This is a genomic window from Enterobacter sp. SES19 (assembly GCF_011765665.1).
Lineage (GTDB): Bacteria > Pseudomonadota > Gammaproteobacteria > Enterobacterales > Enterobacteriaceae > Enterobacter > Enterobacter pseudoroggenkampii.
The window spans coordinates 297930-324196 of record NZ_CP050320.1 but is presented as its reverse complement, the minus strand read 5'-3'; the positions used below and the strand labels follow the sequence as shown (position 1 = coordinate 324196).

Annotated in this window: 24 protein-coding genes; 9 read left to right on the top strand and 15 right to left on the bottom strand. The window is 56.6% G+C overall.

Annotated features, from left to right (window positions below; all coding sequences use genetic code 11):
• Window positions 1-29: 29 nt before the first annotated feature.
• Genes ftsX through ftsY form a run of 3 tightly spaced genes read right to left on the bottom strand, consistent with a single transcriptional unit; the run spans window position 30 to window position 3206 of the window.
• A complete protein-coding gene (ftsX, locus tag GXP72_RS01465; RefSeq protein ID WP_024906691.1) occupies window positions 30-1085 on the bottom strand; it encodes a permease-like cell division protein FtsX in 1056 nt (351 codons plus the stop codon).
• A complete protein-coding gene (gene ftsE, locus GXP72_RS01460) occupies window positions 1072-1743 on the bottom strand; it encodes a cell division ATP-binding protein FtsE (protein ID WP_023310016.1) in 672 nt (223 codons plus the stop codon). Before ftsE ends, ftsX begins: the two co-directional genes overlap by 14 nt.
• A gap of 2 nt (window positions 1744-1745) precedes the next feature.
• Window positions 1746-3206, bottom strand: coding sequence for a signal recognition particle-docking protein FtsY (gene ftsY, locus GXP72_RS01455; protein WP_208763409.1), 1461 nt, complete (start codon window positions 3204-3206; stop codon window positions 1746-1748).
• 127 nt (window positions 3207-3333) lie between these two features.
• On the opposite strand from ftsY, the gene rsmD reads away from it, so the two are divergent.
• Window positions 3334-3936 (top strand): 16S rRNA (guanine(966)-N(2))-methyltransferase, encoded by a 603-nt coding sequence (gene rsmD, locus GXP72_RS01450; protein WP_024906689.1) that lies wholly within the window; start codon window positions 3334-3336, stop codon window positions 3934-3936.
• On the top strand, window positions 3920-4201 hold the full coding sequence (locus tag GXP72_RS01445; RefSeq protein ID WP_010436509.1) for a DUF1145 family protein: 282 nt from the start codon (window positions 3920-3922) through the stop codon (window positions 4199-4201). Before rsmD ends, GXP72_RS01445 begins: the two co-directional genes overlap by 17 nt.
• A 60-nt stretch (window positions 4202-4261) precedes the next feature.
• Here GXP72_RS01445 and GXP72_RS01440 read toward each other — a convergent pair whose 3' ends face one another.
• Window positions 4262-4618, bottom strand: coding sequence for a DUF2500 domain-containing protein (locus GXP72_RS01440; RefSeq protein WP_208763408.1), 357 nt, complete (start codon window positions 4616-4618; stop codon window positions 4262-4264).
• A 129-nt stretch (window positions 4619-4747) separates the two neighbouring features.
• Between GXP72_RS01440 and GXP72_RS01435 the strand changes: the two genes are divergently transcribed.
• The gene (locus GXP72_RS01435; RefSeq protein WP_208763407.1) at window positions 4748-5374 is read left to right on the top strand and encodes a lysoplasmalogenase; all 627 of its coding nucleotides are present in this window, start codon (window positions 4748-4750) and stop codon (window positions 5372-5374) included.
• A 76-nt stretch (window positions 5375-5450) separates the two neighbouring features.
• Window positions 5451-7622, top strand: coding sequence for a Zn(II)/Cd(II)/Pb(II) translocating P-type ATPase ZntA (gene zntA, locus GXP72_RS01430; RefSeq protein WP_208763406.1), 2172 nt, complete (start codon window positions 5451-5453; stop codon window positions 7620-7622).
• An 87-nt stretch (window positions 7623-7709) separates the two neighbouring features.
• Here zntA and ubiA read toward each other — a convergent pair whose 3' ends face one another.
• The 5 genes from ubiA to malK all read right to left on the bottom strand — a co-directional run bounded on the left by ubiA (window position 7710) and on the right by malK (window position 12860).
• On the bottom strand, window positions 7710-8579 hold the full coding sequence (gene ubiA / locus GXP72_RS01425) for a 4-hydroxybenzoate octaprenyltransferase (RefSeq protein WP_024906685.1): 870 nt from the start codon (window positions 8577-8579) through the stop codon (window positions 7710-7712).
• A gap of 12 nt (window positions 8580-8591) precedes the next feature.
• On the bottom strand, window positions 8592-9089 hold the full coding sequence (gene ubiC, locus GXP72_RS01420) for a chorismate lyase (RefSeq protein WP_024906684.1): 498 nt from the start codon (window positions 9087-9089) through the stop codon (window positions 8592-8594).
• Between the two features lie 180 nt (window positions 9090-9269).
• A complete protein-coding gene (gene malM, locus GXP72_RS01415) occupies window positions 9270-10223 on the bottom strand; it encodes a maltose operon protein MalM (RefSeq protein WP_024906683.1) in 954 nt (317 codons plus the stop codon).
• 112 nt (window positions 10224-10335) lie between these two features.
• Window positions 10336-11679, bottom strand: a complete 1344-nt coding sequence (locus GXP72_RS01410) for a maltoporin (protein ID WP_208763405.1) — start codon at window positions 11677-11679, stop codon at window positions 10336-10338.
• 71 nt (window positions 11680-11750) lie between these two features.
• On the bottom strand, window positions 11751-12860 hold the full coding sequence (gene malK / locus GXP72_RS01405) for a maltose/maltodextrin ABC transporter ATP-binding protein MalK (protein WP_032650555.1): 1110 nt from the start codon (window positions 12858-12860) through the stop codon (window positions 11751-11753).
• Between the two features lie 370 nt (window positions 12861-13230).
• Here malK and malE point away from each other — a divergent pair, with 370 nt between their 5' ends.
• The 3 genes from malE to malG all read left to right on the top strand — a co-directional run bounded on the left by malE (window position 13231) and on the right by malG (window position 16991).
• The gene (malE, locus tag GXP72_RS01400; RefSeq protein WP_048990584.1) at window positions 13231-14421 is read left to right on the top strand and encodes a maltose/maltodextrin ABC transporter substrate-binding protein MalE; all 1191 of its coding nucleotides are present in this window, start codon (window positions 13231-13233) and stop codon (window positions 14419-14421) included.
• Window positions 14422-14541: 120 nt separating this feature from the next.
• Window positions 14542-16086: a maltose ABC transporter permease MalF gene (gene malF, locus GXP72_RS01395; RefSeq protein WP_029740622.1), complete on the top strand. Its 1545-nt coding sequence runs from the start codon at window positions 14542-14544 to the stop codon at window positions 16084-16086.
• A gap of 14 nt (window positions 16087-16100) precedes the next feature.
• Entirely contained in the window at window positions 16101-16991 is an 891-nt protein-coding gene (gene malG, locus GXP72_RS01390; RefSeq protein ID WP_023310002.1) for a maltose ABC transporter permease MalG, read from the top strand.
• Between the two features lie 97 nt (window positions 16992-17088).
• Here the strand turns inward: malG and psiE are convergent, their stop codons facing one another.
• The 6 genes from psiE to pgi all read right to left on the bottom strand — a co-directional run bounded on the left by psiE (window position 17089) and on the right by pgi (window position 23484).
• On the bottom strand, window positions 17089-17499 hold the full coding sequence (psiE, locus tag GXP72_RS01385; protein WP_000202963.1) for a phosphate-starvation-inducible protein PsiE: 411 nt from the start codon (window positions 17497-17499) through the stop codon (window positions 17089-17091).
• 193 nt (window positions 17500-17692) lie between these two features.
• Complete coding sequence (locus GXP72_RS01380) at window positions 17693-19789, bottom strand: YjbH domain-containing protein (protein ID WP_024906678.1); 2097 nt, start codon at window positions 19787-19789, stop codon at window positions 17693-17695.
• Window positions 19789-20526 (bottom strand): capsule biosynthesis GfcC D2 domain-containing protein, encoded by a 738-nt coding sequence (locus GXP72_RS01375; RefSeq protein WP_208763404.1) that lies wholly within the window; start codon window positions 20524-20526, stop codon window positions 19789-19791. Before GXP72_RS01375 ends, GXP72_RS01380 begins: the two co-directional genes overlap by 1 nt.
• On the bottom strand, window positions 20523-21161 hold the full coding sequence (locus GXP72_RS01370) for a YjbF family lipoprotein (RefSeq protein WP_024906676.1): 639 nt from the start codon (window positions 21159-21161) through the stop codon (window positions 20523-20525). Before GXP72_RS01370 ends, GXP72_RS01375 begins: the two co-directional genes overlap by 4 nt.
• Window positions 21162-21224: 63 nt before the next feature.
• On the bottom strand, window positions 21225-21467 hold the full coding sequence (yjbE, locus tag GXP72_RS01365) for an exopolysaccharide production protein YjbE (RefSeq protein ID WP_008503423.1): 243 nt from the start codon (window positions 21465-21467) through the stop codon (window positions 21225-21227).
• Window positions 21468-21834: 367 nt separating this feature from the next.
• Window positions 21835-23484 carry a glucose-6-phosphate isomerase gene (gene pgi / locus GXP72_RS01360; RefSeq protein WP_208763403.1) on the bottom strand — a complete coding sequence of 550 codons (1650 nt, stop codon included), beginning with the start codon at window positions 23482-23484 and terminating at the stop codon, window positions 21835-21837.
• A 374-nt stretch (window positions 23485-23858) separates the two neighbouring features.
• Between pgi and lysC the strand changes: the two genes are divergently transcribed.
• Together lysC and panS are read left to right on the top strand one after the other, a co-directional pair.
• Complete coding sequence (gene lysC / locus GXP72_RS01355; RefSeq protein ID WP_023334126.1) at window positions 23859-25208, top strand: lysine-sensitive aspartokinase 3; 1350 nt, start codon at window positions 23859-23861, stop codon at window positions 25206-25208.
• A gap of 93 nt (window positions 25209-25301) precedes the next feature.
• A complete protein-coding gene (gene panS, locus GXP72_RS01350) occupies window positions 25302-26246 on the top strand; it encodes a ketopantoate/pantoate/pantothenate transporter PanS (protein WP_048990573.1) in 945 nt (314 codons plus the stop codon).
• Window positions 26247-26267: the final 21 nt, after the last annotated feature.

The window sequence follows — 26267 nt, the reverse complement described above, 5'->3', positions numbered from 1 at the left end:
GTGCAGGGAAAGATTATATCACGCTTTTATTAGTCGGGAGTAAAGTGACGTAAATGTTGAACGGTTGCCAGCCAGGCTGCCACCCACCCAATCATCGAGCACACCAGCAGCAGTAACAGGCACTCATCGAAACCTAAGCCGCTGATATTAAACTTCGTTCCGAAAACCTGCGCCACTTCAGTCACGGCAGACGAAAGCCGCATCACCAAAATTTCTGACAATATCAGTGAAAGAAATGCGCCGGAAAAACCGAGCAGTGCGCCACCGTAAAGGAACGGTCGGAGGATGAAGCCATCCGTCGCACCAATCAGTTTCTGCACGTTGATGGTATCGCGACGGGCAAAGATGCTCAGGCGTACGCTGTTACCAATGACGAGGAAGACCGCCGCCACCATCAGCACGCCAATCATCGCCGCGACGCGTCCTACCAGCCCGGTCAGGGCAGAAAGGCGCGCAAACCAGCTGTCATCCATGCGCACTTCATCAATGCCCTTAATGCGCGTGATGCGATCGCGCAGCGTGTTAAGCGAATCGGTCCCCTGGAAATCCAGCTTCGGGATCACCACCGCCACGGCGGGCAGCGGGTTCTCTTCGAGCATATCCAGCGCGCCGCCAAAGCCAGACCAGTTACGGAACTCGCCCAGCGCGTCTTCACGTGAGAGATAGTTGACCTTCTCCACGCCCTGCTCGGCCTGGATTTGCCCAACCACCTGCGCCGCGGCGTTATCGTCGAGCGCTTTATCCAGATAGACCGTGATCTGCGGGGACGGATAATACTGTGAAGCCGCCTGGTTGACGTTTTTATAGACCATATAACAGACGCTTGGCAGCGTCAGGGAGATGGCAATCACCATCACCGTCAGGAACGTGGCCAGCGGTTTGCTTTTCAGGTCCTGCAGCGCGCCGTGGAAAGCGTAGCGTACCTGTTCGTTAAACACGTTGGTTTTACGGGAGGCCGGTTTTGTCGCGGCCTTCTGGCGCTTCGGCGCATTACGATTGCCGTCACCACCGCCCTGCGGCTTACGGAAACGGTCAAACCGGTTCCCGAACTGCCGAATCTGGTTTATTGCATCACGCTTGTTCACCGTGGCCTCCGTGCAAATGCCCGTCGCTCAGGGTCAGCATGCGGTACGAACGACGGGAAATGAGCCCGATATCGTGCGTCGCCATCAATACGGTGACCCCTACGCGGTTGAATTCCTCAAACAGACGCAAAATCCCTTCTGACAGGGCATCGTCCAGGTTACCGGTCGGTTCATCCGCCAGCAGCACGGCAGGCTTGTTCACCACCGCGCGGGCGATGCCCACGCGCTGCTGTTCACCGCCGGAGAGCTGGATCGGAAAGTTCTTCGCTTTGTCCAGCAGCCCGACCTTATCCAGCGCCGCAGAGACGCGACGGCGGATATCGTCATAGCTGGCGCCGGCAATAATCAGCGGAATGGCCACGTTATCGAAAACGGTGCGATCCATCAGCAGGTGGTGATCCTGGAAAATCATGCCGATCTGACGACGCAGGAACGGCACTTCGCGGTTTTTCAGGCGGCTGATTTCATGCCCGCCGAAAAAGATTTTCCCGGCGCTTGGCCGCTCGATCCCACAGATAAGCTTGAGCAGGGTACTTTTCCCCGCGCCGGAATGGCCGGTCAGGAATGCCATCTCGCCCGGCTGCAGGTGGAATGTCACTCCCTGCAGCGCTTGTCTCCCACCGAGATAGGCCTTGCTGACGTGTTCAAAGCGAATCATTGTTAGTCCTCTCGGGCAAATAATGCCTCAATAAAGTCGTCCGCCTTAAACGGACGTAAATCCTCAATACGCTCGCCCACACCGATGTAACGGATAGGAATGCCGAACTGATCGGCCACGGAGAAGATCACCCCGCCTTTCGCGGTGCCGTCCAGCTTGGTCAGCGCGATCCCCGTCAGTCCTACCGCTTCAGTGAACAGCTTCGCCTGACTGATGGCGTTCTGTCCGGTGCTGGCGTCAATGGTCAGCATAATTTCATGCGGTGCGTCTTCGTCCAGCTTCTTCATGACGCGAACGATTTTCTTTAACTCTTCCATCAGGTGCGATTTGTTCTGCAAACGCCCTGCGGTATCGGCAATCAGCACGTCCACGTTGCGCGCCTTCGCCGCCTGGATGGCGTCGAAGATCACGGACGCGGAATCCGCGCCGGTATGCTGGGCAATCACCGGAATGTTGTTGCGCTGGCCCCAGACCTGCAGCTGCTCAACCGCCGCCGCACGGAAGGTATCGCCCGCCGCAAGCATCACCGATTTGCCCTGCTGCTCGAACTGACGCGCCAGCTTGCCGATGGTGGTGGTTTTACCCACGCCGTTCACGCCGACCATCAGAATAACAAATGGCGTTTTGCCTTCAATATTAAGCGGTTCGTCAACTTTTGCGAGAATTTCACCCATCTCGTCTTTCAGCAGGCCGTACAGCGCTTCGGCGTCGCGCAGCTGTTTGCGGCTCGCCCCTTCGGTCAGGTTGGCGATGATCTTACGGGTGGTTTCCACGCCGACGTCCGCAATCAGCAGCTGTTCTTCCAGCTCTTCAAAGAGATCGTCGTCGATCTTCTTGCCGCGAAACAGACTGATAAATCCCGAACCTAAGTTTTCTTTGGTTTTGAGCAGGCTGCGCTTCAGGCGGGCGAAGAAACCTTCTTTGGTCGGTTTTTCCTGCTCCTGAACGATCTCTTCTTCCGGTTCTTCCTCCACCGGCACCACGATGACCGCTTCTTCAGCGGCTTCCGCCGCCAGCGCCTGGGCTTCAAGCTCTTCGTCGGTCAGTTCTGGCTCGAGCGCCGCTTCTTCTTCCACCGCCTCAACAATTTCAACGGTTTCCGCTTCGGCCTGCCACTCTTCGGCAGACACCTCTTCGGCTTTCACCTCTTCCGGCAGCGGCAGCTCTTCGTGCTCGATTACAGCCTGCGGCGCTTCGGTAATGTCATCAACGACAACCGATTCTGGCTTCTCGCTCTCCTGAACCTGTTCCGTGACCTCAACCACCTCTTCTGCAAAGGATTCAACCTCTTCTTTGCTGTGCGCCGTTTCTTCCGCGTCGACTACCGCGGCGGTTTCTACAGGCGTTTCAGGCGGTGACTGCTCTTCAACGGCTTGTTGCTCTTCGGTTTTCTGTTCTGTTTCTTGCTCTTTTTCACCGAAGCCCAGCCAGGAAAAGAAGCCACGTTTTTTTTGTTTTGCCATCTGCGACTACACTCCTCGCGGCGCTATATACATGGAAGCTAAAAAAATGATGAAATAGTCTAACACTTTACTTAATTGACATCACCGCCCGCAATCGCAGGCCAATTGTTAACAGAGCTTTCCTGAGATGAAGAAACCCAACCGCGCCCCGGCCGGTCAAATTCGTATTATCGGCGGTCAGTGGCGGGGCCGGAAATTACCGGTGCCGGACAGCCCCGGTTTACGCCCTACTACCGACCGCGTGCGCGAGACGCTGTTTAACTGGCTGGCCCCGTCAATGGTAGACGCCCACTGCCTGGACTGCTTCGCCGGAAGCGGCGCGCTCGGTCTGGAAGCGCTGTCGCGCTATGCCGCCAGCGCCACGCTGCTGGAGATGGAGCGCGGCGTGGCGCAGACGCTGCAGCAAAATCTGGCGACGCTGAAGGCGGGCAACGCCAAAGTCGTGAACACCAACACGCTGAGTTTTCTTGCGCAGAAAGGCACGCCGCATAACGTGGTGTTTGTCGACCCGCCGTTCCGCAAGGGGTTGCTGGAGGAGACGCTATCCCTGCTGGAGCAAAACGGCTGGCTGGCGGATGACGCGCTAATTTACGTTGAAAGCGAAGTGGAAAACGGTTTACCGCCGGTTCCCGCTCACTGGGATCTGCACCGTGAAAAAGTCGCGGGTCAGGTTGCTTATCGTCTTTATCACCGTCAGGCACAAGGAGGATCCGATGCCGGTACTGATTAACCTGGGACGTTTGCTGATGCTGGGCGTCTGGGCGTTTTTGATTCTGAATCTGGTGCACCCGTTCCCGCGCCCGATGAACATTTTCGTTAACGTGGCGCTGATTTTCACGTCGTTTATGCACGCCCTGCAGATGGTGATGCTGAAAAACGGCCTGCCGAAAGACGGACCGCAGATGACGGGCTGGCAGCAGCTGCGCGTGTTTATCTTCGGCGTGTTTGAGCTGCTGGTGTGGATGAAGAAGTTTAAGGCGCAGGTGAAGAAGTAAGGTGCGGGCTGATGCCCTCACCCTAACCCTCTCCCACAGGGAGAGGGAACCGTTCGTGCATTATTCCGTACTGAACCCTTCAAATCGCGACCCTTTGTAGCTCAGCGTTCCTTTCTCTCCCACCGTCAGCTGATGGTACTGCTGCGCCTCCAGGCGGAAGGTCATCTCCAGGCCGCCCGTTTCCGGCTTAAAGCTCGCTTCATAGCGCATTGTTGTGCCCGCAGGCGTCACCTGCTGCTGGCGCGAGCGGCGGTCACTGAGCGGTTTTTCGCGTTTGTTGGTCACCACCACGCGCTTTTGCATCAGGGGTGCGGCATCGTTATCCGCCTTCTCGCGGCGCTGCTGTACGAAGCGGAACGAGGCGGCAATGACGATAATCGCCACCACGATAATGAAAAACAGCGGCATCTTGCTCATTCTACAATCCCATCAGATTATGCGGAATTCAGGATACCCTGCCTTCCCCACCATTGCCAAACGCCCGCCCGCGTCACTACACTGGATCAGAAACTGATTATTCAGACTTAACAGATACAGGGAGTTAATATGCTTTGGTCATTTATCGCTGTCTGTTTTTCCGCATGGCTTTATGTCGATGCGTCGTACCGCGGTCCCATCTGGCAGCGCTGGTTGTTTAAACCGGTCACGCTGTTGCTCCTGCTGCTGCTGGCCTGGCAAGCGCCGATGTTTAACGCCGTCAGCTATCTGGTGCTCGCCGGGCTGTGCGCCTCCCTCATTGGCGATGCCTTAACCCTGCTGCCGCGCCAGCGCCTGCTGTACGCCGTTGGGGCGTTCTTCCTGTCGCATCTGCTGTATACCATCTACTTTGCCAGCCAGATGACGCTCTCCTTCTTCTGGCCGCTGCCGCTGGTGCTGCTGGTGATTGGCGCGCTGCTGATTGCGGTGATCTGGTCACGTCTGGAAGAGATGCGTTTGCCGGTCTGCACGTTTATCGCCATGACGCTGGTGATGGTGTGGCTGGCAGGCGAGCTGTGGTTCTTCCGTCCGACGTCGCAGGCGATGTCCGCCTTCTTCGGCGCGGCGCTGCTGCTCATCGGGAATGTCGTCTGGCTGGGCAGCCACTATCGTCGCCGCTTCCGCGCGGATAACGCGATTGCCGCCGCCTGCTACTTTGCCGGGCACTTCCTGATCGTACGTTCGCTGTATATTTAAATAAGTCTTGACTCTGGAGTCGACTCCAGAGTGTATGCTGCGGTTAATGAGAAAATTATCATTGCCGGAGACTGCCATGTCGACTCCAGAAACATCTAAAAAAGTTCCACAATTCTCGGCACTTAAGCTCAGCCCGGTTCCGCCGAAAGACGACTGCTGCTGCGAGGGGGCGTGCGAAACGCAAACTGAAATGCTGCCTGAAAGCGGAAACCGCTACAGCTGGGTCGTTAACGGCATGGACTGCGCCGCCTGTGCGCGCAAAGTGGAAAACGCCGTCAAACAAGTGCCGGGCGTGAGTCACGTTCAGGTGCTGTTCGCCACTGAAAAGCTGCTGGTTAGCGCCGATAACGACGTCAGCAAACAGGTGGAAGCCGCCGTCAGCAAGGCGGGCTATACCCTTCGTAGCGAAACGGCGCCTGCTGAAAAAGCCTCTTCCCTGAAAGAAAACCTGCCGCTCATTACCCTCATCATCATGATGGCCCTGAGCTGGGGGCTGGAACAGATTAACCACCCGTTCGGCAACCTGGCGTTTATCGCCACCACGCTGGTCGGGCTGTTCCCGATTGCCCGTCAGGCGCTGCGCCTGATGAAAAGCGGCAGCTGGTTTGCCATCGAAACGCTGATGAGCGTGGCGGCTATCGGCGCGCTGTTTATTGGCGCAACGGCAGAAGCGGCGATGGTGCTGCTGCTGTTCTTAATCGGTGAACGCCTTGAGGGCTGGGCAGCCAGCCGGGCGCGTAAAGGGGTCAGCGCGCTGATGGCGCTGAAGCCGGAAACCGCCACGCGCGTGGTAAACGGCACGCGTGAAACGGTCGCCATCAATACGCTGCGCCCGGGCGACGTGATTGAAGTCGCGGCAGGCGGACGCTTGCCTGCAGACGGCGCGCTGCTTACCGCCACCGCGAGCTTTGATGAAAGCGCCCTGACCGGCGAGTCCATTCCGGTTGAACGTGAGGCGGGTGAAAAAGTGCCTGCGGGTGCCACCAGCGTCGACCGTCTGGTACAGCTCACCGTGCTTTCCGAGCCGGGCGACAGCGCCATCGACCGAATCCTGAAGCTGATTGAAGAGGCCGAAGAGCGCCGCGCGCCGGTCGAACGCTTTATTGACCGCTTCAGCCGGATCTACACGCCCGCCATTATGCTGGTGGCCCTGCTGGTCACCGTCGTCCCACCGCTGTTCTTTGGCGCGCCGTGGGAGGGCTGGATTTATAAAGGGCTGACGCTATTGCTGATCGGCTGTCCGTGCGCGCTGGTGATTTCCACCCCGGCGGCGATTACCTCAGGGCTGGCGGCTGCGGCGCGTCGCGGGGCGCTGATTAAGGGCGGCGCGGCGCTGGAGCAGCTGAGCCAGGTTCAGCAAATCGCGTTCGATAAAACCGGTACGCTGACCGTGGGCAAACCGCAGGTGACCGGCGTATATCCGCAGGATATCGGTGAAGATGAACTGCTTACGCTGGCCGCCGCCGTTGAGCTGGGTTCCACTCACCCGCTGGCGCAGGCGATTGTGCGTGAAGCGCAGTCGCGCGGGCTGAACATCCCTCCGGCAACCGCCCAGCGGGCGCTGGTCGGGTCAGGGATTGAGGCCACCGTTGACGGTAAAAAGGTACTGATTGTCGCGGCTGGCAAGTCTTCTACTCCAGAGGTGGAGGCGTTAGAACAAACCGGACAAACTGTTGTGAGCGTGATGCAGGACGGCGTCGCAAAAGGGATGCTGGCGCTGCGCGACACCCTCCGCGATGACGCAAAAGAAGCCGTGGCGGCGCTGCATCAGCTGGGCGTGCAGGGGGTGATTCTCACCGGTGATAACCCTCGCGCAGCGGCAGCGATTGCCGGTGAGCTGGGGCTGGCGTTTGAAGCCGGATTGCTGCCTGCAGATAAGGTCTGCGCGGTAACGGAGCTGAACGCTCAGACGCCGCTGGCGATGGTCGGTGACGGGATTAACGATGCTCCGGCGATGAAAGCGTCCACCATTGGTATTGCGATGGGCAGCGGGACCGACGTGGCGCTGGAAACGGCTGACGCGGCATTGACCCACAACCGCCTGACCGGGCTGGCGCAGATGATCGATCTTGCGCGCGCGACGCGGGCCAATATCCGTCAGAACATCGGTATCGCGCTGGGGTTGAAGGGGATTTTCCTGGTGACCACGCTGCTTGGCATGACCGGGCTGTGGCTGGCGGTACTGGCGGATACCGGGGCAACGGTGCTGGTGACGGCGAACGCGCTCAGGTTGTTGCGTCGCCGGTAAAAAAACGCCCGGTGGCGCTGACGCTTACCGGGCCTACATATCCTGCTAAATCGTAGGCCGGGTAAGGCGAAGCCGCCACCCGGCTTTTTATATGAAGTAGCTCATCGCCAGGCCTAAAAACAGCACCAGACCGACGTAGTTATTGTTCATAAACGCTTTGAAGCATGCGTCGCGTTCGCGCTTCGCAATCAGCTTTTGCTGGTACGCAAACAGCAGTCCCGCCACCAGCACTGACCAGTAGAACTCCCAGTTCAGCCCGTTCAGGCGACCAATCGCCACCATCAGCGCCAGTACCGCAACCTGCAGGATACCGATGATCAGCTTGTCCTGACGGCCAAAGAGGATGGCGGTTGATTTGATGCCAATTTTCAGATCATCGTCGCGGTCAACCATCGCGTACTGGGTGTCATACGCCACGGCCCAGAGAATGTTCGCCAGGAACATCAGCCAGCAGCTGAGCGGTAAGGACTCACTAACCGCCGCAAACGCCATCGGAATCGACCAGCCAAACGCCGCCCCCAGCACCACCTGCGGCAGATGGGTATAGCGCTTCATAAACGGATACACCCAGGCCAGAGCCAGCGCCGCAACGGAAAGCAGGATGGTCATGGTGTTGAGGGTTAACACCAGCAGGAAAGAGAGCAGCACCAGAACAATAAACAGCACGCGGGCTTCTTTCCCGGTCACCTGCCCGCTGGGTAACGGACGACCGGCAGTACGCTTAACATGACCATCGAATTTACGATCGGCATAGTCATTCACCACGCAGCCCGCCGCACGCATCAGCCAGACGCCGGCAACGAATACGCCAAGGATCCACAGCGGCGGCACGCCCGGCGTGGCGAGCCACAGCGCCCAGAGGGTCGGCCACAGCAACAGTAAAGCGCCAATGGGTTTATCGGTACGCATTAAGCGGTGATACGCCAGCAGCTTATTCTGCGTCAGGCTCCACTCCATTTTTTCTTCCTCTTAGTACAACGGTGATGCCGGTAAAAAAAGCTCCGTCAGAATTAACGGTTTACCGCTCAGGCGAAGGCGGGAACGACGCCCCCAGAGTTCGGCATCACGACCAATCTCAATAAAATCCCGGGTAAGCTCAGACGAGGTGAAAAGGTAACGCCCCAGCGGCGTTTTCCCCAGACGTTGCAGCGCCAGCTCGGGCCCGGAAAGGGTGGACTCGGGCACCACCGTCCGCCCGGCAAGCCACGGCTCGCCGTCAGCACAAAGTAAAATTTCACGCAGCCAGTAACGTGGCTCTTGCGGCAGCAGCGGCAGCTCGCTGGCAATCTCATCGCCAGAGACAAACCCTTCCTGAATCAGGGTCACCGTAACCGTTTTACCCTGCTGCTCAAAACGTTTCGTCATGGAATCTTCCAGCAGCAACCAGTCCAGTTGCTGCGGTTCAAGCGCAGGTATTTGGTCGAAATAGCGCAGCGCACGCAGTTGCGTTAGCGCAGGGTGTGACATGCCAGACTCTCCGATACATAACGTAATGGCATTGTATCGCAGAAACACGGATTGAGGGGGGCCAAACGTTATTTAACGATCACGATCGCAACAAGAGTGCAACAGCCTGGCGGAGACGAAAAAAAGTGCGCCCACTCAGGCGCACCAAACGACTAACAAATCAGCACTGCGGGGAAACGGTTACCCCTTGCCTTTTACACTGCTGATAAAGGTGGAACGGGCAGTGGTTGAACCTAAACGTTCGGCTTCATCAAGCAGTTTCAGCGCTTTATCGACATCGCCGCGCTTCACCGCCTGCTTAATGGCGTTGTTGAAGTATTCTTCGGTGTCGTTCAGTACCGGCTCCGCTTTCTTCGTCGGGGCCGGTGCTGCGGTCGCTACCGGTGCGGCTGCCGTGGCAGCTGGCGCGGTATAGGCAGGCGCAGCGGTGTTGCCTACGGTGACAGGTCCGGTACCGGAGGAGCCAAACAGTGGGCCGACCAGGACGCTGGACGCACTATTGGTAGACACTTTCAGCTTCACAAGACCGTCAGTGGTGTGGCGGGCGATCGGGTCCGGGATATCCGGCACGGCGTTACCTACGCCTTTGGCATAGGCCTTAGCGGGATCAAGCAGCGTAGTGGTTTGCTGCAAATCTTTTTCCGTGGTGAAGACGAGTACATAAATTTTCTGCTGACCCAGCGCAGGCGTCAGTCGCATTACCCCTTCGAGGCGGTCTGCGCTCATGACACCAGGCTCCTGATAGGTAAAGTATTCGCTCGGGAAGAACGCAGAAGGCGTCATGTTCTGGTCAAGAATGAGCACGTTCGGTGCAAAAACGCTGGTCTGCTTGTTAACTTCACTTGTGAGCGTCAACGTCAGTTCGCCAATGTTTGCAGGCACACTGTATGCAACCACCGGACCACTGATGCCCGGAACATTAAGTGGTTGCCCCCCCGTCGAGAGCTGGGTCGTTTGGGCTTTAGATTGATCGACAGGCGTCCAGACCAGCTGTTGCAACGCTGCGGCCGGTATGGCTGGCGCGGATGTTGTGTTTTGCGGAACGAAATTCACATTAGCGAGCGTTACAGCAGGCGCGCTCGCCAGCAGCCCTGCGGATAAACAAAGGGCAAGGAGAGTTTTGTTCATTTTCATTGTTATCACCTCAAAATGCACAGGTCAGCGGTAGCCAGGCAATAGCGCGCCGTCCCAAGGATTGAGGGGCTTGCGCCCCTCAGTTTGGTCATTACGTCAGATTAAGACGGGATTACCACCAGATTTCCATCTGGGCGCCGAAGGACCACTCGTCGTTGTCACCGCGACCGAAGGAACCACCGTTAAAGCCATCTTTGACTGCTTTACCAAAGTTCGCGTTGTTGGAAGGGTTACCGGTGTAGTCGTAGCCCCATTTTTCATCCCACTTGGCATAAGTTGCGAAGACGCGGATTGCTGGACGTGACCAGATGCTGTCACCTGCCTGCCACTGTTGCGCCAGGGTGATTTTGTACTGGTTGTTGGTTTCGCCAGTTTCCTGGGATTTGACGTTGTCGTAACCCACTTCCAGCAAGGTACTCATGATTGGCGTCCATTTGAACATTGGACGAACGCCCACGGTCCACCATTTGGTGCCGTTATTATTATCCCAGTCGATATCCTGATACATACCAACGTACATCAGGTCCCAACGATCGCCCAAAGAGATTGCACCATGATCCAGGATACGCAGCAGGCTACCGTTATTGTTGATGTCATAGGCGAAATGTGAGTTAGGATCGATACCTACCCCAGAACCTTGAGACAGGCCTTTACCCTGAGAAGTCATTGAATCGGTCGCATACTGAACCACAAATTTGTTATAGCCCTTCAGCATGCTCTGAGTATGTTCAGCAGTGAACATCCAACCATCTTTAGACGCGCCGTCAACCAAACGATAATCATCACGTGGGTTAGCACGACCGTAGTCAACGCCCAGTTCCAGCGTACCCCCTGGGTTGATTTCCATCTGAGCTAAACGAACATCGAAAACATCATTCGCCGTTTTTTGGTTGTAATCATAAATGCTGTCGCTACCAAAGGTAGCAGAGCCGCCTGTTTCAGTGGAGCGTGTCGCCGCTAAAGACAGTTTACCGAAGCCAAGATCGATGTTTTCAAGACCTGCACCAGGCCCTGAAATATCCCAGTAGTAGAAGTCGATCATATGGACGTCATGACGCTGATAGAAGCGCTTACCGGCCCAGATGGTAGAACCTGGCAACCATTCAATCAGGTTTTTACCCTGCACGTTAGCTTCACGGAAAGCTGGGCTGGTGGCTTCCCAGTCGTTTTCCTGGTTAACTGAATAAGCTACGTTAGTGTCAAAATAGAAGCTTTTATCGCCTTCTTTCCACACTTCCTGACCCAGCTTCAGTTCCGCATAGGTTTCACATTCGTTACCCAGACGGTATTTACTTTGAGCACCGGTTGCCTGGAAGCACTGCTGTTGACCACCACTCCCCGTCCAGCCAATACCGGAACGAGCATAACCATGGAAATCCACGGCCATTGCCTGAGCAGACATTACGCCCGCTGCGACGGCAACTGCCAGAGGAAGTTTGCGCAGAGTAATCATCATTCTATCTCCTGAGATCATTGCTTTTCTTTGAACACTTCACCTGTCGGTTTCGTGTCTTCTTTTGGGATTGCTTAAACGCCTGGCTCTTTGTGCAACCGACGACATGCAGTGCCATCCTCACGGAACAGATGGCAACGCTCTGGCGGCAAGCCGATAGCGAATCTGGCACCCTCTTCTACCAACACCACGTCGTTCTGGCGGTAGACCAGGTTCTGACGGATGGCGGGGATCTGGATATGAATCTGTGTTTCGTGACCAAGCTGTTCGACGACCTGAACGTCACCTTCCAGGGTCACATCGGCGATGTGGCTCGGCAGCAGGTGCTCAGGACGAATACCGAGGGACATGTTTGCCCCGACCTGTACGTTGGCGCTGTCGACCGGTAGCCAGACCTGCTGGCGGTTTGGCAGCTCCACCTGTACCTGTTCAATCGCTGTCGCGGTCACTTTGACGGGCAGGAAGTTCATCTTTGGCGAGCCAATGAAGCCCGCAACAAAGCGGTCTGCCGGGTAGTGGTACAGCTCCAGCGGTTTGCCCACCTGCGCCACGCGACCGGCATCCAGCACCACGATTTTGTCGGCGAGGGTCATCGCTTCCACCTGATCATGGGTGACGTAAATCATCGTGCGGCCAAGACGCTTGTGCAGACGGGAGATTTCAATACGCATCTGGACGCGCAGGGCGGCATCCAGGTTAGAGAGAGGTTCATCAAGCAGGAACACGCGCGGTTCGGCCACCAGCGTACGGCCAATCGCCACACGCTGACGCTGGCCACCGGAGAGCGCTTTCGGCTTACGCTCCAGCAGGTGCGCCAGCTGTAACACTTCCGCCACCTGCGTCACGCGCTGGTTAATGACCTCTTTCTTCGCGCCGGCCAGCTTCAGGCCAAAGGACATGTTCTCGGCAACGGAAAGATGGGGATAGAGAGCATAAGACTGGAACACCATACCGACGCCACGTTCGGCAGGCGGGATGTCGTTCATTCGGGTATCACCGATCAGCAGGTCGCCGCTGGTGATGGTTTCAAGACCGGCAATCATACGCAGCAGAGTAGATTTACCACAGCCTGATGGGCCAACAAACACCACGAATTCGCCTTCGTTGATGTCCAGATTGATGTCTTTCGACACCACAACGTCACCCCAGGCTTTCGTTACATTACGCAGCTGTACGCTCGCCATGCCCTTCTCCCTTCGTTACAACCTGTCACCGACAGAAACATTCAAGATAAGTTCACTATGGGGTATCCATTACTTTCCCGAATCCTCCACCCCCCGCCTTTTTTATGGGGGAGGAGGCGGGAGGATGAGGGAGCAGACTCTGCGACCGCTGCGGGAGGGCTGAGGCAAAATTCGTGAAGCCGCCTGCAAAATTCGGTGGGTTTTTATGTGCGCCAGCACTCATAACTTAAATTTATGCAACGGAGATCACACAAACGGGGGGTGGGGCGTAGGGGTTGGGAGGATGGAAAGAGGATGTCAAATAAGGAGACTGAGACACGTTGAACCACTGAAGTCATACCACGAGACATCACCAAAAAGGATGGCAGCTATGAATATCAAGACTGGCGCACGCGTTTTCGCATTGTCCGCCCTCGCAGCAATGATGATTTCCGCACCGGCGCTCGCCAAAATTGAAGAAGGCAAACTGGTTATCTGGATTAACGGCGACAAAGGCTATAACGGCCTGGCCGAAGTGGGCAAAAAATTCGAGAAAGATACCGGCATCAAAGTGACCGTAGAGCACCCGGACAAACTGGAAGAGAAATTCCCGCAGGTTGCCGCAACCGGCGATGGCCCGGACATCATCTTCTGGGCGCATGACCGTTTCGGGGGTTACGCGCAGTCTGGCCTGCTGGCTGAAGTGACGCCAGACAAAGCCTTCCAGGACAAACTGTTCCCGTTCACCTGGGACGCCGTTCGCTATAACGGCAAGCTGATCGCTTACCCAATCGCGGTTGAAGCCCTGTCTCTGATTTACAACAAAGACCTGGTACCAAACCCGCCGAAGACCTGGGAAGAGATCCCGAAACTGGATAAAGAGCTGAAGGCGAAAGGTAAATCCGCCCTGATGTTCAACCTGCAAGAGCCGTACTTCACCTGGCCGCTGATTGCTGCCGACGGCGGTTACGCGTTCAAGTTTGAAAACGGCAAGTATGACGTGAAAGACGTGGGCGTGGACAACGCAGGCGCGAAAGCGGGTCTGACCTTCCTGGTGGATCTGATCAAGAACAAACACATGAACGCGGATACCGACTACTCCATCGCGGAAGCGGCGTTCAACAAAGGCGAAACCGCGATGACCATCAACGGTCCGTGGGCCTGGACCAACATCGACAAGAGCAAAATCAACTATGGCGTGACGCTGCTGCCAACCTTCAAAGGCAAGCCGTCTAAACCGTTCGTTGGCGTACTGAGCGCGGGCATCAACGCCGCCAGCCCGAACAAAGAGCTGGCGAAAGAGTTCCTGGAAAACTACCTGCTGACCGATCAGGGTCTGGATGAAGTGAACAAGGACAAACCGCTGGGCGCCGTCGCGCTGAAATCCTTCCAGGATCAGCTGGCGAAAGACCCACGTATCGCGGCCACCATGGATAACGCCCAGAAAGGCGAAATCATGCCGAACATCCCACAGATGGCCGCGTTCTGGTACGCCACCCGTACCGCGGTTATCAACGCTGCAAGCGGTCGTCAGACTGTCGATGCCGCGCTGAAAGATGCTCAGGGTCGTATCACCAAGTAAGCAGAAAAACGGCGGGTGGCGCGTGCGCTTACCCGCCCTACGACTACGGCACGATCCGTAGGTCAGGTAAGCGCAGCGCCACCTGACGATAAGATTCCACCGTTGTAGAGGAAGAACCCCATGGATGTCATTAAAAAGAAACGCTGGTGGCAAAGCGACGCGCTGAAGTGGTCAGCGATCGGTCTGCTGTGCCTGCTGGTGGGTTACCTTGTTGTTTTAATGTACGTACAAGGGGAATATCTGTTCGCCATCATGACGCTGATTTTAAGCTCTGCTGGCCTGTATATTTTCGCTAATCGTAAAGCCTATGCCTGGCGCTATGTCTACCCGGGCGTGGCCGGGATGGGGCTGTTTGTCCTGTTCCCGCTGATCTGTACCATCGCCATCGCGTTCACCAACTACAGCAGCACCAACCAGCTTGCACAGGAACGCGCGCAGCAGGTGCTTCTGGACCGCTCATATCAGGCGGGTAAAACCTTCAACTTCGGCCTGTATCCTGCCGGAAACGAGTGGAAGTTAGCGCTTACTGACGAAGCAAGCAGCAAATACTATGTCTCCGACGCGTTCAAATTTGGCGGCGAGCAGAAGCTGGCCTTAAAAGAGGCACAGGCCCTGCCGGAAGGTGAACGTGCCAACCTGCGCGTCATTACCCAGAACCGTCAGGCGCTGACCCAGCTCACCGCCGTGCTGCCAGACGAAAGCAAAGTGACGATGAGCTCGCTGCGCCAGTTCTCCGGCACGCAGCCGCTCTATACTCTGGCGGATGACGGCACGCTGACCAATAATCAGAGCGGCGTGAAATATCGTCCGAATAACGACATTGGTTTCTATCAGTCCATTACTGCCGACGGCAAATGGGGTGATGACAAACTCAGCCCGGGCTATACCGTCACCATCGGCTGGGACAACTTTACCCGCGTGTTTACTGACGAAGGCATTCAGAAACCGTTCTTCGCCATCTTCGTCTGGACGGTGGTCTTCTCCGTACTGACCGTGATCCTGACCGTTGCCGTGGGTATGGTGCTGGCCTGCCTCGTCCAGTGGGAATCCCTGAAGGGCAAAGCGATTTACCGCGTGCTGCTGATTCTGCCGTATGCCGTGCCGTCGTTTATCTCGATTCTGATTTTCAAAGGGCTGTTTAACCAGAGCTTCGGTGAAATCAACATGATGTTGAGCGCGCTGTTTGGCATCAAACCGGCCTGGTTCAGCGACCCGACCACCGCCCGCTCGATGATCATCATCGTCAATACCTGGCTGGGCTATCCGTACATGATGATCCTGTGCATGGGCCTGCTGAAGGCCATCCCGGACGATCTGTACGAAGCCTCGGCGATGGACGGCGCGGGCCCGTTCCAGAACTTCTTTAAGATTACGCTGCCGCTGCTCATCAAGCCGCTCACCCCGCTGATGATTGCCAGCTTCGCCTTTAACTTTAACAACTTCGTGCTGATTCAGCTGTTGACCAACGGTGGTCCGGATCGCCTTGGCACCACGACGCCGGCAGGTTATACCGACCTGCTCGTGAGCTACACCTACCGTATCGCCTTCGAAGGCGGCGGCGGTCAGGACTTCGGTCTGGCGGCGGCGATTGCCACCCTGATCTTCCTGCTGGTAGGCGCACTGGCGATTGTGAACCTGAAAGCCACACGTATGAAATTTGACTAAGGAGGGCATCGATCATGGCAATGGTACAACCCAAATCTCAGAAGCTGCGCCTCCTGGCGACGCACTTAGGCCTACTGATTTTCATCGCGGCGATCATGTTCCCGCTGCTGATGGTTATCGCCATCTCCCTGCGTTCGGGTAACTTCGCCACCGGGAGCCTGATCCCGGACGAAATCTCCTGGGAGCACTGGAAGCTCGCGCTGGGCTTCAGCGTGGAGCACGCGGATGGCCGCGTCACGCCGCCGCCGTTCCCGGTGCTGCTGTGGCTGTGGAACTCGGTGAAAATCGCAGGCATTACCGCGATCGGTATCGTGGCGCTGTCCACCACCTGCGCTTACGCCTTTGCTCGTATGCGTTTCCCGGGCAAAGCGACGCTGCTGAAAGGGATGCTGATTTTCCAGATGTTCCCGGCGGTGCTGTCGCTGGTGGCGCTGTACGCCCTGTTTGACCGCCTGGGTCAGTACGTACCGTTTATCGGTCTGAACACCCACGGCGGCGTGATCTTCGCCTACCTTGGCGGTATCGCACTGCATGTATGGACCATTAAAGGCTATTTCGAAACCATCGACGGCTCGCTGGAAGAAGCGGCCGCGCTGGATGGGGCTACCCCGTGGCAGGCGTTCCGCCTGGTGCTGCTGCCGCTGTCGGTGCCGATTCTGGCGGTGGTGTTTATCCTGTCGTTTATCGCTGCGATCACCGAAGTACCGGTTGCCTCACTGTTACTGCGTGATGTGAACAGCTACACCCTGGCCGTGGGTATGCAGCAATACCTCAACCCGCAAAACTACCTGTGGGGTGACTTTGCCGCGGCGGCCGTACTTTCCGCCATCCCGATTACCGTGGTGTTCTTGCTGGCGCAGCGCTGGCTGGTCAATGGCCTGACGGCGGGCGGTGTGAAAGGTTAAGTTTCATTTTGTTATGCCACTGCAACCCTCAACTTTAGACGTATTGTATTGACCCAACTTGTGACTGTTGTTAGGCGGCCTCCGGGCCGCCATTTTTTTATTCCCGTTTCAGCCGCTTCGAGTTACACAGCCAGAGGGTGATCACCAGCAGCAGGATCGCTGCCGAGTAGATCAGCACGTCGAGCGGGGATTTATGATCGACGATGATCAGCCGCACAATCGCGGTGATCCCAATGTAGACAAAATAACGCAGCGGGAAGTGAAAGCCGGACTGAAAGTACTTCACAATCAGGGCGATAAATTCAAAGTAGAGAAAGTAGACCACCAGGCCTTCCACCAGCGCATATTTGCTGGTTTGTTCAGGGGCAAACAGTACATCCGCCAGATGCACCGTCTCTTTACCCAAAAAGACGACCAGTATCAGGCCAAGGCTCAACAGACCGAGGTTCAGCACGGTCTGGAGGATAGTTGAGATAAACTCAACGCGCGGGCGAGTCAGGGATGTCATACAGCACCTCATTCTCCAGGGCGAGGTTTCTGTATAACGCAAAAATGTGACGGAGATCTATATTTTTTGTTTATGTTTAGCGCACCGGAGAGGATTCCCCTCACCCCGGCCCTCTCCCCAAAGGGGCGAGGGGGAAAAGACAGCACCGAGCGATCCCCTCTCCCCTTTGGGGAGAGGGTTAGGGTGAGGGGCATCAGCGGAAGTTAATGTTCTTGTCGCTGGTCATGTCGTACAGCTGGAACTTACGTCCAAGCTGCTGACCCCCGTCGCGCGTCAGCGGCGTCCAGCCGATGGCCGCACGGCTGCGGGTTGGGCCTGACGAGAACAGATCCAGCGGAATCGACACGTAAACCCCTTTGGTGAAGTCCCCTTCCCCATATTCGTCCGGCGAGACATTGGTGATGGTGGCGTAGCCGCCCACCACGACGCCGCTGTCGAAGTGTTTGGAGATGTCCAGCGTGCCGCCCTTATCGCCCGCCAGGTACTGGCCGACGCTGGCTTTCACCAGCACGTCAGGTGCGAACGACGGCGTCCAGTAGGCGGTCAGGTGACCGGTTTTGACGCTGTAGTCGGTGAACTTCATCATGTCCTGGGCGCTGCGCCAGTCACGCTGCTTGACGTAGTTGGCATCAACCCCGAACGCCCAGTTGCTGTCGACAGGACGATAAAGCACTTCCGCCCCCGCGCCGCCGTACATGGTTTCCAGATACCCGCCGTACACCTGGCCGTAGAAGCCGTTGCCGAAGTACTGGAAATAGTTGGCCTGCAGGTTATTCACATAGGCATCGTTCTGCACGTACTCACGCACGCGGGTACGCACGCGCGGCAGCTGTGAGTCTTTTGGCGGGTTGGTATAGTTGAACTTGTCGTAGTTGTTAGCGATGTTGCCAAACAGGCTGCCGGTGGTCAGCAGGTGGTCGGTAAGCCACAGATCCGCCGTCGCCATGACGCCCAGCTGATACATGTAGAAGTTTTCCGGCCCGCCGACGGACTGGTTCAACACCGGATCGATATGGAAATCGAAGCGCGACTTGTCGATATACCAGCCCTGCTCGGTGGTCTCCGGCACGATCGGCTCTACGCGTTTTTGCACCAGCTCGGTTTCATGCCCGAGCGGTTCGCCTTCCAGGTGGCGCTTAAGGCTGGCAACGTCCGTTTCCGTCGTCACCTGCGGCAGGTTGAGACGATTCTCCGTCACGCGGATCGTGCGGATCCCGTCCGGGAGATCGTTCATAACGATCCGGTTGGCGCGTTCGATCCCTTCGCGCGAGTCGCGGTATTTCACCTGCTCGCCGGTCACGTACAGCGTATCGCCTTTCACCTGAATTTTCGGATCCGCCAGACCGGCATTGTATTTCAGCAGCGTCAGCTGGTTTGCCACCACAGAGTGCTGCAGAATCGCATCCTGCGGCTCCGGCTGGTATGCAGGCCGCGCGTTATCATTGTAGTGCGGCCGCATGTCGTTAAAGTTGGTGCGTAGCGTGAAGCCAAACATCACCGTATTGCCGCGCTCGTAGCTGAGGTTAACGTCGGCCCAGTCGGTGACGCGATAAATGGCGCCGACGTTAAACTTGCTCTTCTGCTCAATCTTCCCGGCGAAGTCCTGCGAGTAGTCATTCCCTTCATACTCCAGCTTCAGGCGTAATGGCTGCCAGGGTGTTTGATACTCTACACCGCCAAACAGCGACGCCGGGCCGTGGAACATCTGGTCGCCGTTGATGGAGCCCGCTTTCTGGTAGCTGTTATCGCGATAGCAGTATTTATCGCTGTAGGAGCAAAACGGGTTTTTCACGTTGCCGCTGGTGCCGAGATAGCCCCATCCCATCCCGAGTGAGAAGTCGAACGGCCCCCAGGCCTTGCTGGCCACGATGTATTCCGCGTCAAACAGGCCGGTACCGCCGATATCTTTGGCACCCACTGAGACCTGCGGCATCCAGTAGCTCTCTTCCCACAGGCGCAGCTTGACGTCGAAGGCTTTATCTTTGTAGGTCTGATCGCCTGAGAACGCCTCGACGCTGCTGTATTGTTTCGTCCGCACGTCGGTATAGCGCAGCGTGGTTTCAAGCCACGGGAACAGCTGCACCGACGCCGAGTAGTAGCGATACTGGTCGTTATCACGGTAGTTAAGGCTAATTTCCCCCTCGCGCGCCATACGCGCGGTGGGCGTTTGCAGTAAACCGACGCCGCCGAAGTCTGACTGAGACGGGCCAATGGGTGCCGGATACGTTTCTGCATGGCAGGCGGCACTCACGCAGAGCGCCAGCATGCTGTAGAGATAAGTTCTTTTCATTATTCCGGTATCCGCTGAATCAGGGAGTGAAGGATATCGGCGTTAAGCCCGTCATACGCCTTCGTCCAGAAATGGTCGGCAAAACCGACAAAAATAATGCTGCCCGGCATGGGTTCGATATGCCGTTTATTCCAGTAAGCGACGGGAGCTTTTTGCGTGTGGCCGTCAGGGTAAACCACCCAGGCGTAGCTGTTATCGGCACCGCTCAGCAGGCTCTGCTCGTCGAGGTAGCTCGCCACGTCACGACCGGGGGTAAAGGGCTTTTTACCCGGGCTGCTGATAAGCCCCATCACGGTCACCGTCGTCGGCTTCGCCGGCAGCCAGAGTGTATAGTCTCCTTCCAGCGTCGGATTGCCGTTTTCCGTGACGCGCACGTCATCCGGGTCAAGATTGACGTTCTGACGGCCCGTCACCTTCAGCGCCTGCAGCTGCTGACGGACGCTGTTAACGGCCGCCGCGTCGTCGCCATCTTCCTGCTCCGCGAGTCCCGTCAGCCTCGCAAGGAGCGCCTTGTGCTGTTGTTCCGCTTCAGCGGTCTTCTGCCGTTCAGCGATGACCGCGCCCGGCCACCAGCTGTTGGCGAGCCTTGGCTGTCCGACGAGATCGAGCAGATGCTCGGCGTGGGTTAAGGTTTTGGGTTTTTCACTGTCCGGCGTGTAGACCTTTACCGTCCCGGCGGACCATGCCAGCGGCGCGGCAAAACTGGCGATAAGCGCAACGTGAATGAGCGTTTTCATGATTTCGCCGCCTTGATCAGGGTGGTTTTGACCGGGAAGAATCCGGCACCGAGATACTGTAAGGACTGACGGATCTGCCCTTCCTCGTCGATCCAGAAGCGGTTGTGCCAGGTGGCCTGGTCGGTGGTGACCTCTTCATCCAGCACGCGAACCTGCGTTTCGTCGCTGCCGACTTTCACGCTGTCGGTGCCGTCCCAGCGGAAGGTCGAGCGTGCCGTGGCGTAACGCACCTGCTTGTGTTCGGTCCAGCCCATCGTGCGCGTCCAGCCTGCGCCGTCGGCGATCTGGTTCGGCTTGATCAGCGGGTCGTCGGCGATATTATTCACCTCCAGCAGGTTATCGCCGCCCAGCAGGGTTTTCACGATACGGCCATGCTGCGTCACGATGGTGGCCTGATCCTGCGTCACCCATTTCTGCTGCCCGTTTTCATCGAAAGCGAGCACCACAAACAGTTGCGGGCCATCGTTAAGCTGCATGTACTGACTGGCATAGGGCATGTTCTGAAGTTCGTCATCGGTAAGATGCACGCCCGGTGTGCCGAACAGGCTTTCCCACAGTGAGTTTCCCAGCCCTTTAGTGGTGGCCGAGCACGCCTGCAGCAGCAGGCAAATCAGAATGATTGCAGGTCGCTTCACGACTCTTCTCCGAAGGGGCGAAATAACCACACCGAAGTGTGGTTATGATTAAAACACCCGCTATTACTGGGTGCTGGTTGTCGTGGTGGTCGTGGTTCCGGTGTTGGAGCCATCACCGCCACCGGTTGCCGCCAGCGCGACACCCACGGCTGAACTTACGGTGCTGGCGCTGGCTGCGGTAGAACTTCCCGCAGACGCAGACGTCGCAGCCGAACCTGCCGCTTCCCCGACCTGAACCGGAGCTGCATAGACAGATGTCGCCGCAAGCGCAGATATGGCAAAAATGCCATACAGTACTTTCTTCATAACAATTTCCCTTCAATGAATGAATGGAGATTTGCCCGAAAAGAATTTCAGGCGGAATCGAGTATACACAACTACTGCCGTGGGTTTGCCGTAAGGGGAAATAGGGAGAGGGTTTTCGGACTAATGGTTAAAATGGAAATGAAAGACAAATTTCATAAATATATAATTTATAAAAATCAATAAGTTATAATATAAATACATTAATGGACTACTGCGTATTTTCTTAAAATAAACCGCAGCAATTAACGGGTTAACCGTCTTTTTCGGATTAAACTCAGAACCAGAATTTGAGTTAACTAACAGACATCAGGAATTATCCGATAAAAAAATGCCGGCATTTCGCCGGCACGTTTTCATGACGTTTTAATTACGCACGCCATGCTTTATAACGGTTGATCAAACCATTTGTTGAGCTGTCATGGCTGGTAATCGCTTTATCATCACCCAGCTCAGGCAGAATACGGTTTGCCAGCTGTTTGCCCAGCTCAACGCCCCACTGGTCAAAGGTGAAGATGTTCAGGATCGCGCCCTGCGTGAAGATTTTATGTTCATAAAGGGCGATCAGCGCACCCAGGCTGAACGGCGTGATTTCGCGCAGCAGGATGGAGTTGGTTGGACGGTTGCCTTCGAACACTTTGAACGGCACCACGTGGTCCAGCGTGGCCGGGTCTTTACCCTGGTCACGGTATTCCTGCTCAACCACCTCGCGGGATTTACCAAACGCCAGCGCTTCGGTCTGTGCGAAGAAGTTGGACAGCAGCTTCGGATGGTGGTCGGACAGCGGGTTATGGGTAATAGCCGGGGCGATGAAATCGCACGGTACCATTTTGGTGCCCTGGTGAATCAGCTGGTAGAAGGCATGCTGACCGTTGGTGCCCGGCTCGCCCCAGATGATTGGGCCAGTCTGGTAGTCCACCGCGTTGCCGTTACGGTCAACATATTTACCGTTGGATTCCATGTTGCCCTGCTGGAAGTAGGCCGCAAAGCGGTGCATATACTGGTCGTACGGCAGGATCGCTTCGGTTTCAGCGCCGAAGAAGTTGTTGTACCAGATACCGATCAGCGCCAGCAGCACCGGCAGGTTTTTCTCTGGTGCGGTGGTGGAGAAGTGTTTATCCATCGCGTGCGCGCCGGAGAGCAGCTCAACGAAGTTGTCGAAGCCCACGGACAGGATGATGGACAGGCCGATCGCAGACCACAGGGAGTAGCGGCCGCCAACCCAGTCCCAGAACTCGAACATGTTCGCGGTATCAATGCCGAACTCGCTGACGGCTTTACCGTTGGTAGACAACGCCGCGAAGTGTTTCGCCACGTGCTTGTTATCGCCAGCCGTTTTCAGAAACCAGTCGCGCGCGCTGTGGGCGTTGGTCATGGTTTCCTGGGTGGTAAAGGTTTTAGACGCAACCAGGAACAGGGTGGTTTCCGGGTTCACGTTCTTCAGCACTTCGGCGATGTGGGTACCATCGACGTTAGACACAAAGTGCATATTGAGGTGGTTTTTGTACGGGCGCAGCGCTTCGGTCACCATGAACGGACCGAGGTCAGAACCGCCGATACCGATGTTTACCACGTCGGTGATCGCTTTGCCGGTGTAGCCTTTCCAGCTACCGGAGATGATCGCTTCGGAGAAGGTTTTCATCTTTTCCAGCACCGCGTTCACTTCCGGCATGACGTCTTTGCCGTCAACGATGATTGGCGTATTGCTACGGTTACGCAGAGCGACGTGCAGCACGGCACGGTCTTCGGTGCGGTTGATCTTCTCACCGGAGAACATGGATTTGATGGCGTCGGCCAGCGCAGTTTCTTTCGCCAGATCCTGCAGTTTAGCCAGCGTCTCTTCGGTAATGCGGTTTTTAGAGAAATCCACCAGCATCAGGTCGTCGAAGGTCGCGGAGAACTTGTTGAAACGATCGGCATCTTTCGCGAACAGATCCGCGATGGTGACGTCTTTCATTTCATCAAAATGTTTCTGGAGTGCCTGCCAGGCAGCGGTCTGCGTTGGGTTGATGTTTTTCATTAGCAATACTCTTCTGATTTGAGAATTGTGACTGCGGTCGATTGTAGCGCCTGCAAATAAAAATTGTGATGGTTTTTATGCCATTGCCCTGGCCTGCATCAAACGCAGGTGAAAAGACCCGAAAAGTATAGCTGCTGAAACGCCCTCCCGGGGCGGCGAAATGTCGGTCAAAATGCCCTAAAACGGAGCATAAAATCTGGCTCTGTTATAAGTCCTGTTTCTCAGGGGTACCCCCCCATAAAAAATCCGCATAATCCCAGCATTGACAGGACCTCCCCCGCATTTTATTTATAGGGCCGTATTTTGCGCCTGCACCTGTTTTCGTTTCACTCTTGTGCCAAGGTCGCTTATTCATTCCCTGACACGAGGTTGTTATGACGAGTTTTGTGGTCGCCAAGTTTGGCGGCACCAGTGTGGCCGATTACGATGCCATGAACCGCAGCGCCGATGTGGTGCTGGCCGATCCGAATACCCGCCTGGTGGTGCTGTCTGCATCTGCCGGCGTGACGAACCTGCTGGTTTCTCTGTCTGAAGGACTGGAAGCGACAGAACGTTTCGTGAAGCTGGATGCACTGCGCAAAATTCAGTTCGACATTCTTGAGCGTCTGCAGAACCCGAACGTCATCCGCGAGGAAGTGGAACGTCTGCTGGAAAATATCACTACCCTGGCAGAAGCCGCCTCTCTGGCCACCTCCACCGCCCTGACCGACGAGCTGGTCAGCCACGGCGAGCTGATGTCCACCCTGCTGTTTGTTGAAATCATGCGCGAGCGTAACATTCAGGCGCAGTGGTTTGACGTGCGAAAAGTGATGCGCACCAGCGACCGCTTTGGTCGCGCCGAGCCGGACGTTGAAGCACTGGCCGAGCTGACCAATCAGCAGCTGGCCCCGCGTCTGGCAGACGGTATCGTGATCACTCAGGGCTTTATCGGCAGTGAAGCGAAAGGCCGCACGACCACGCTTGGCCGTGGCGGCAGCGACTACACCGCCGCGCTGCTGGGCGAGGCCCTGCATGCCACGCGCGTCGATATCTGGACTGACGTTCCGGGTATTTACACCACTGACCCGCGTGTCGTTTCTGCGGCGAAACGTATTGATGTGATCGCGTTTGAAGAAGCGGCGGAAATGGCCACCTTCGGTGCGAAAGTGCTGCATCCGGCAACCCTTTTGCCAGCCGTACGTAGCGATATTCCGGTCTTCGTCGGCTCGAGTAAAGATCCGAAAGCGGGCGGGACGCTGGTCTGCAAGAAAACGGAAAACCCGCCGCTGTTCCGCGCCCTGGCCCTGCGCCGTCGCCAGACGCTGGTGACGCTGCACAGCCACAATATGCTGCACTCCCGCGGTTTCCTGGCGGAAGTGTTTGGCATTCTGGCGCGCCACAACATCTCCGTGGATCTGATCACCACCTCTGAAGTGAGCATTGCGCTGACGTTGGACACCACGGGCTCTACCTCAACCGGTGATACCCTGCTGACGCAGTCGCTGCTGATTGAGCTGTCTGAGCTGTGCCGCGTGGAAGTCGAAGAAGACCTGGCGCTGGTTGCCATCATCGGTAACAAGCTGTCACGCGCCTGCGGCGTGGGCAAAGAGGTGTTTGGCGTGCTCGACCCGTTCAGCATCCGCATGATCTGCTACGGCGCGTCCAGCTATAACCTCTGCTTCCTGGTGCCTGCCGATCAGGCCGAGCAGGTCGTGCAGAAACTTCATCAGAATTTGTTTGAATAAAATTCGTTAGCACGATAAACAATACCTATAAGCCGGGCACAGACCCGGCTTTTTTATAACTAAACAACACGACAATACTGCAAGGAATCCACTATGTTATCCGCTATTACGCGGCTGTTCCCGTTATGGGCGCTGCTGCTCTCCGTACTCGCGTATTACACGCCCACCACGTTCACCGGTATTGGTCCGTGGGTCACCACGTTGCTGATGCTGATCATGTTCGGTATGGGCGTGCATCTGAAAGTCGACGACTTCAAACGCGTGCTGTCTCGCCCTGCGCCCGTCGCGGCAGGAATATTTCTGCACTACCTGGTGATGCCGCTCGCGGCGTGGCTGCTGGCGATGGCCTTTAAGATGCCGCCCGACCTTTCCGCCGGGATGGTGCTGGTGGGCAGCGTGGCCAGCGGCACGGCGTCCAACGTCATGATCTATCTGGCGAAAGGTGACGTGGCGCTCTCCGTCACTATCTCGTCCGTCTCTACGCTGGTGGGCGTGATTGCCACGCCGCTGTTAACCCGCCTGTACGTGGATGCGCATATTCAGGTGGACGTGATGGGCATGCTGCTGAGCATTCTGCAAATCGTGGTGATCCCGATTGCGCTGGGGCTGGTCATTCACCATCTTTTCCCGCGCGTGGTGAAGGCCGTTGAGCCATACCTGCCCGCATTTTCGATGGTCTGTATTCTGGCCATCATCAGCGCCGTGGTGGCGGGCTCCGCCTCGCACATTGCTTCCGTAGGCTTTGTGGTGATCGTCGCGGTGGTGCTGCATAACACCATTGGTCTGCTGGGCGGCTACTGGGGCGGGAAACTGTTTGGCTTCGACGAATCGACCTGCCGCACGCTGGCTATTGAGGTAGGGATGCAGAACTCCGGCCTGGCGGCGGCGCTTGGTAAAATTTACTTCTCCCCGCTGGCGGCCCTGCCTGGCGCGCTGTTCTCCGTCTGGCACAACCTCTCCGGCTCGCTGCTGGCGGGCTACTGGTCCGGCAAACCGATTGATGAACAAACAAAAAAAGATGCGGTGAAGCAGGGTTAATTTACGCTGCTTGCTTTACAC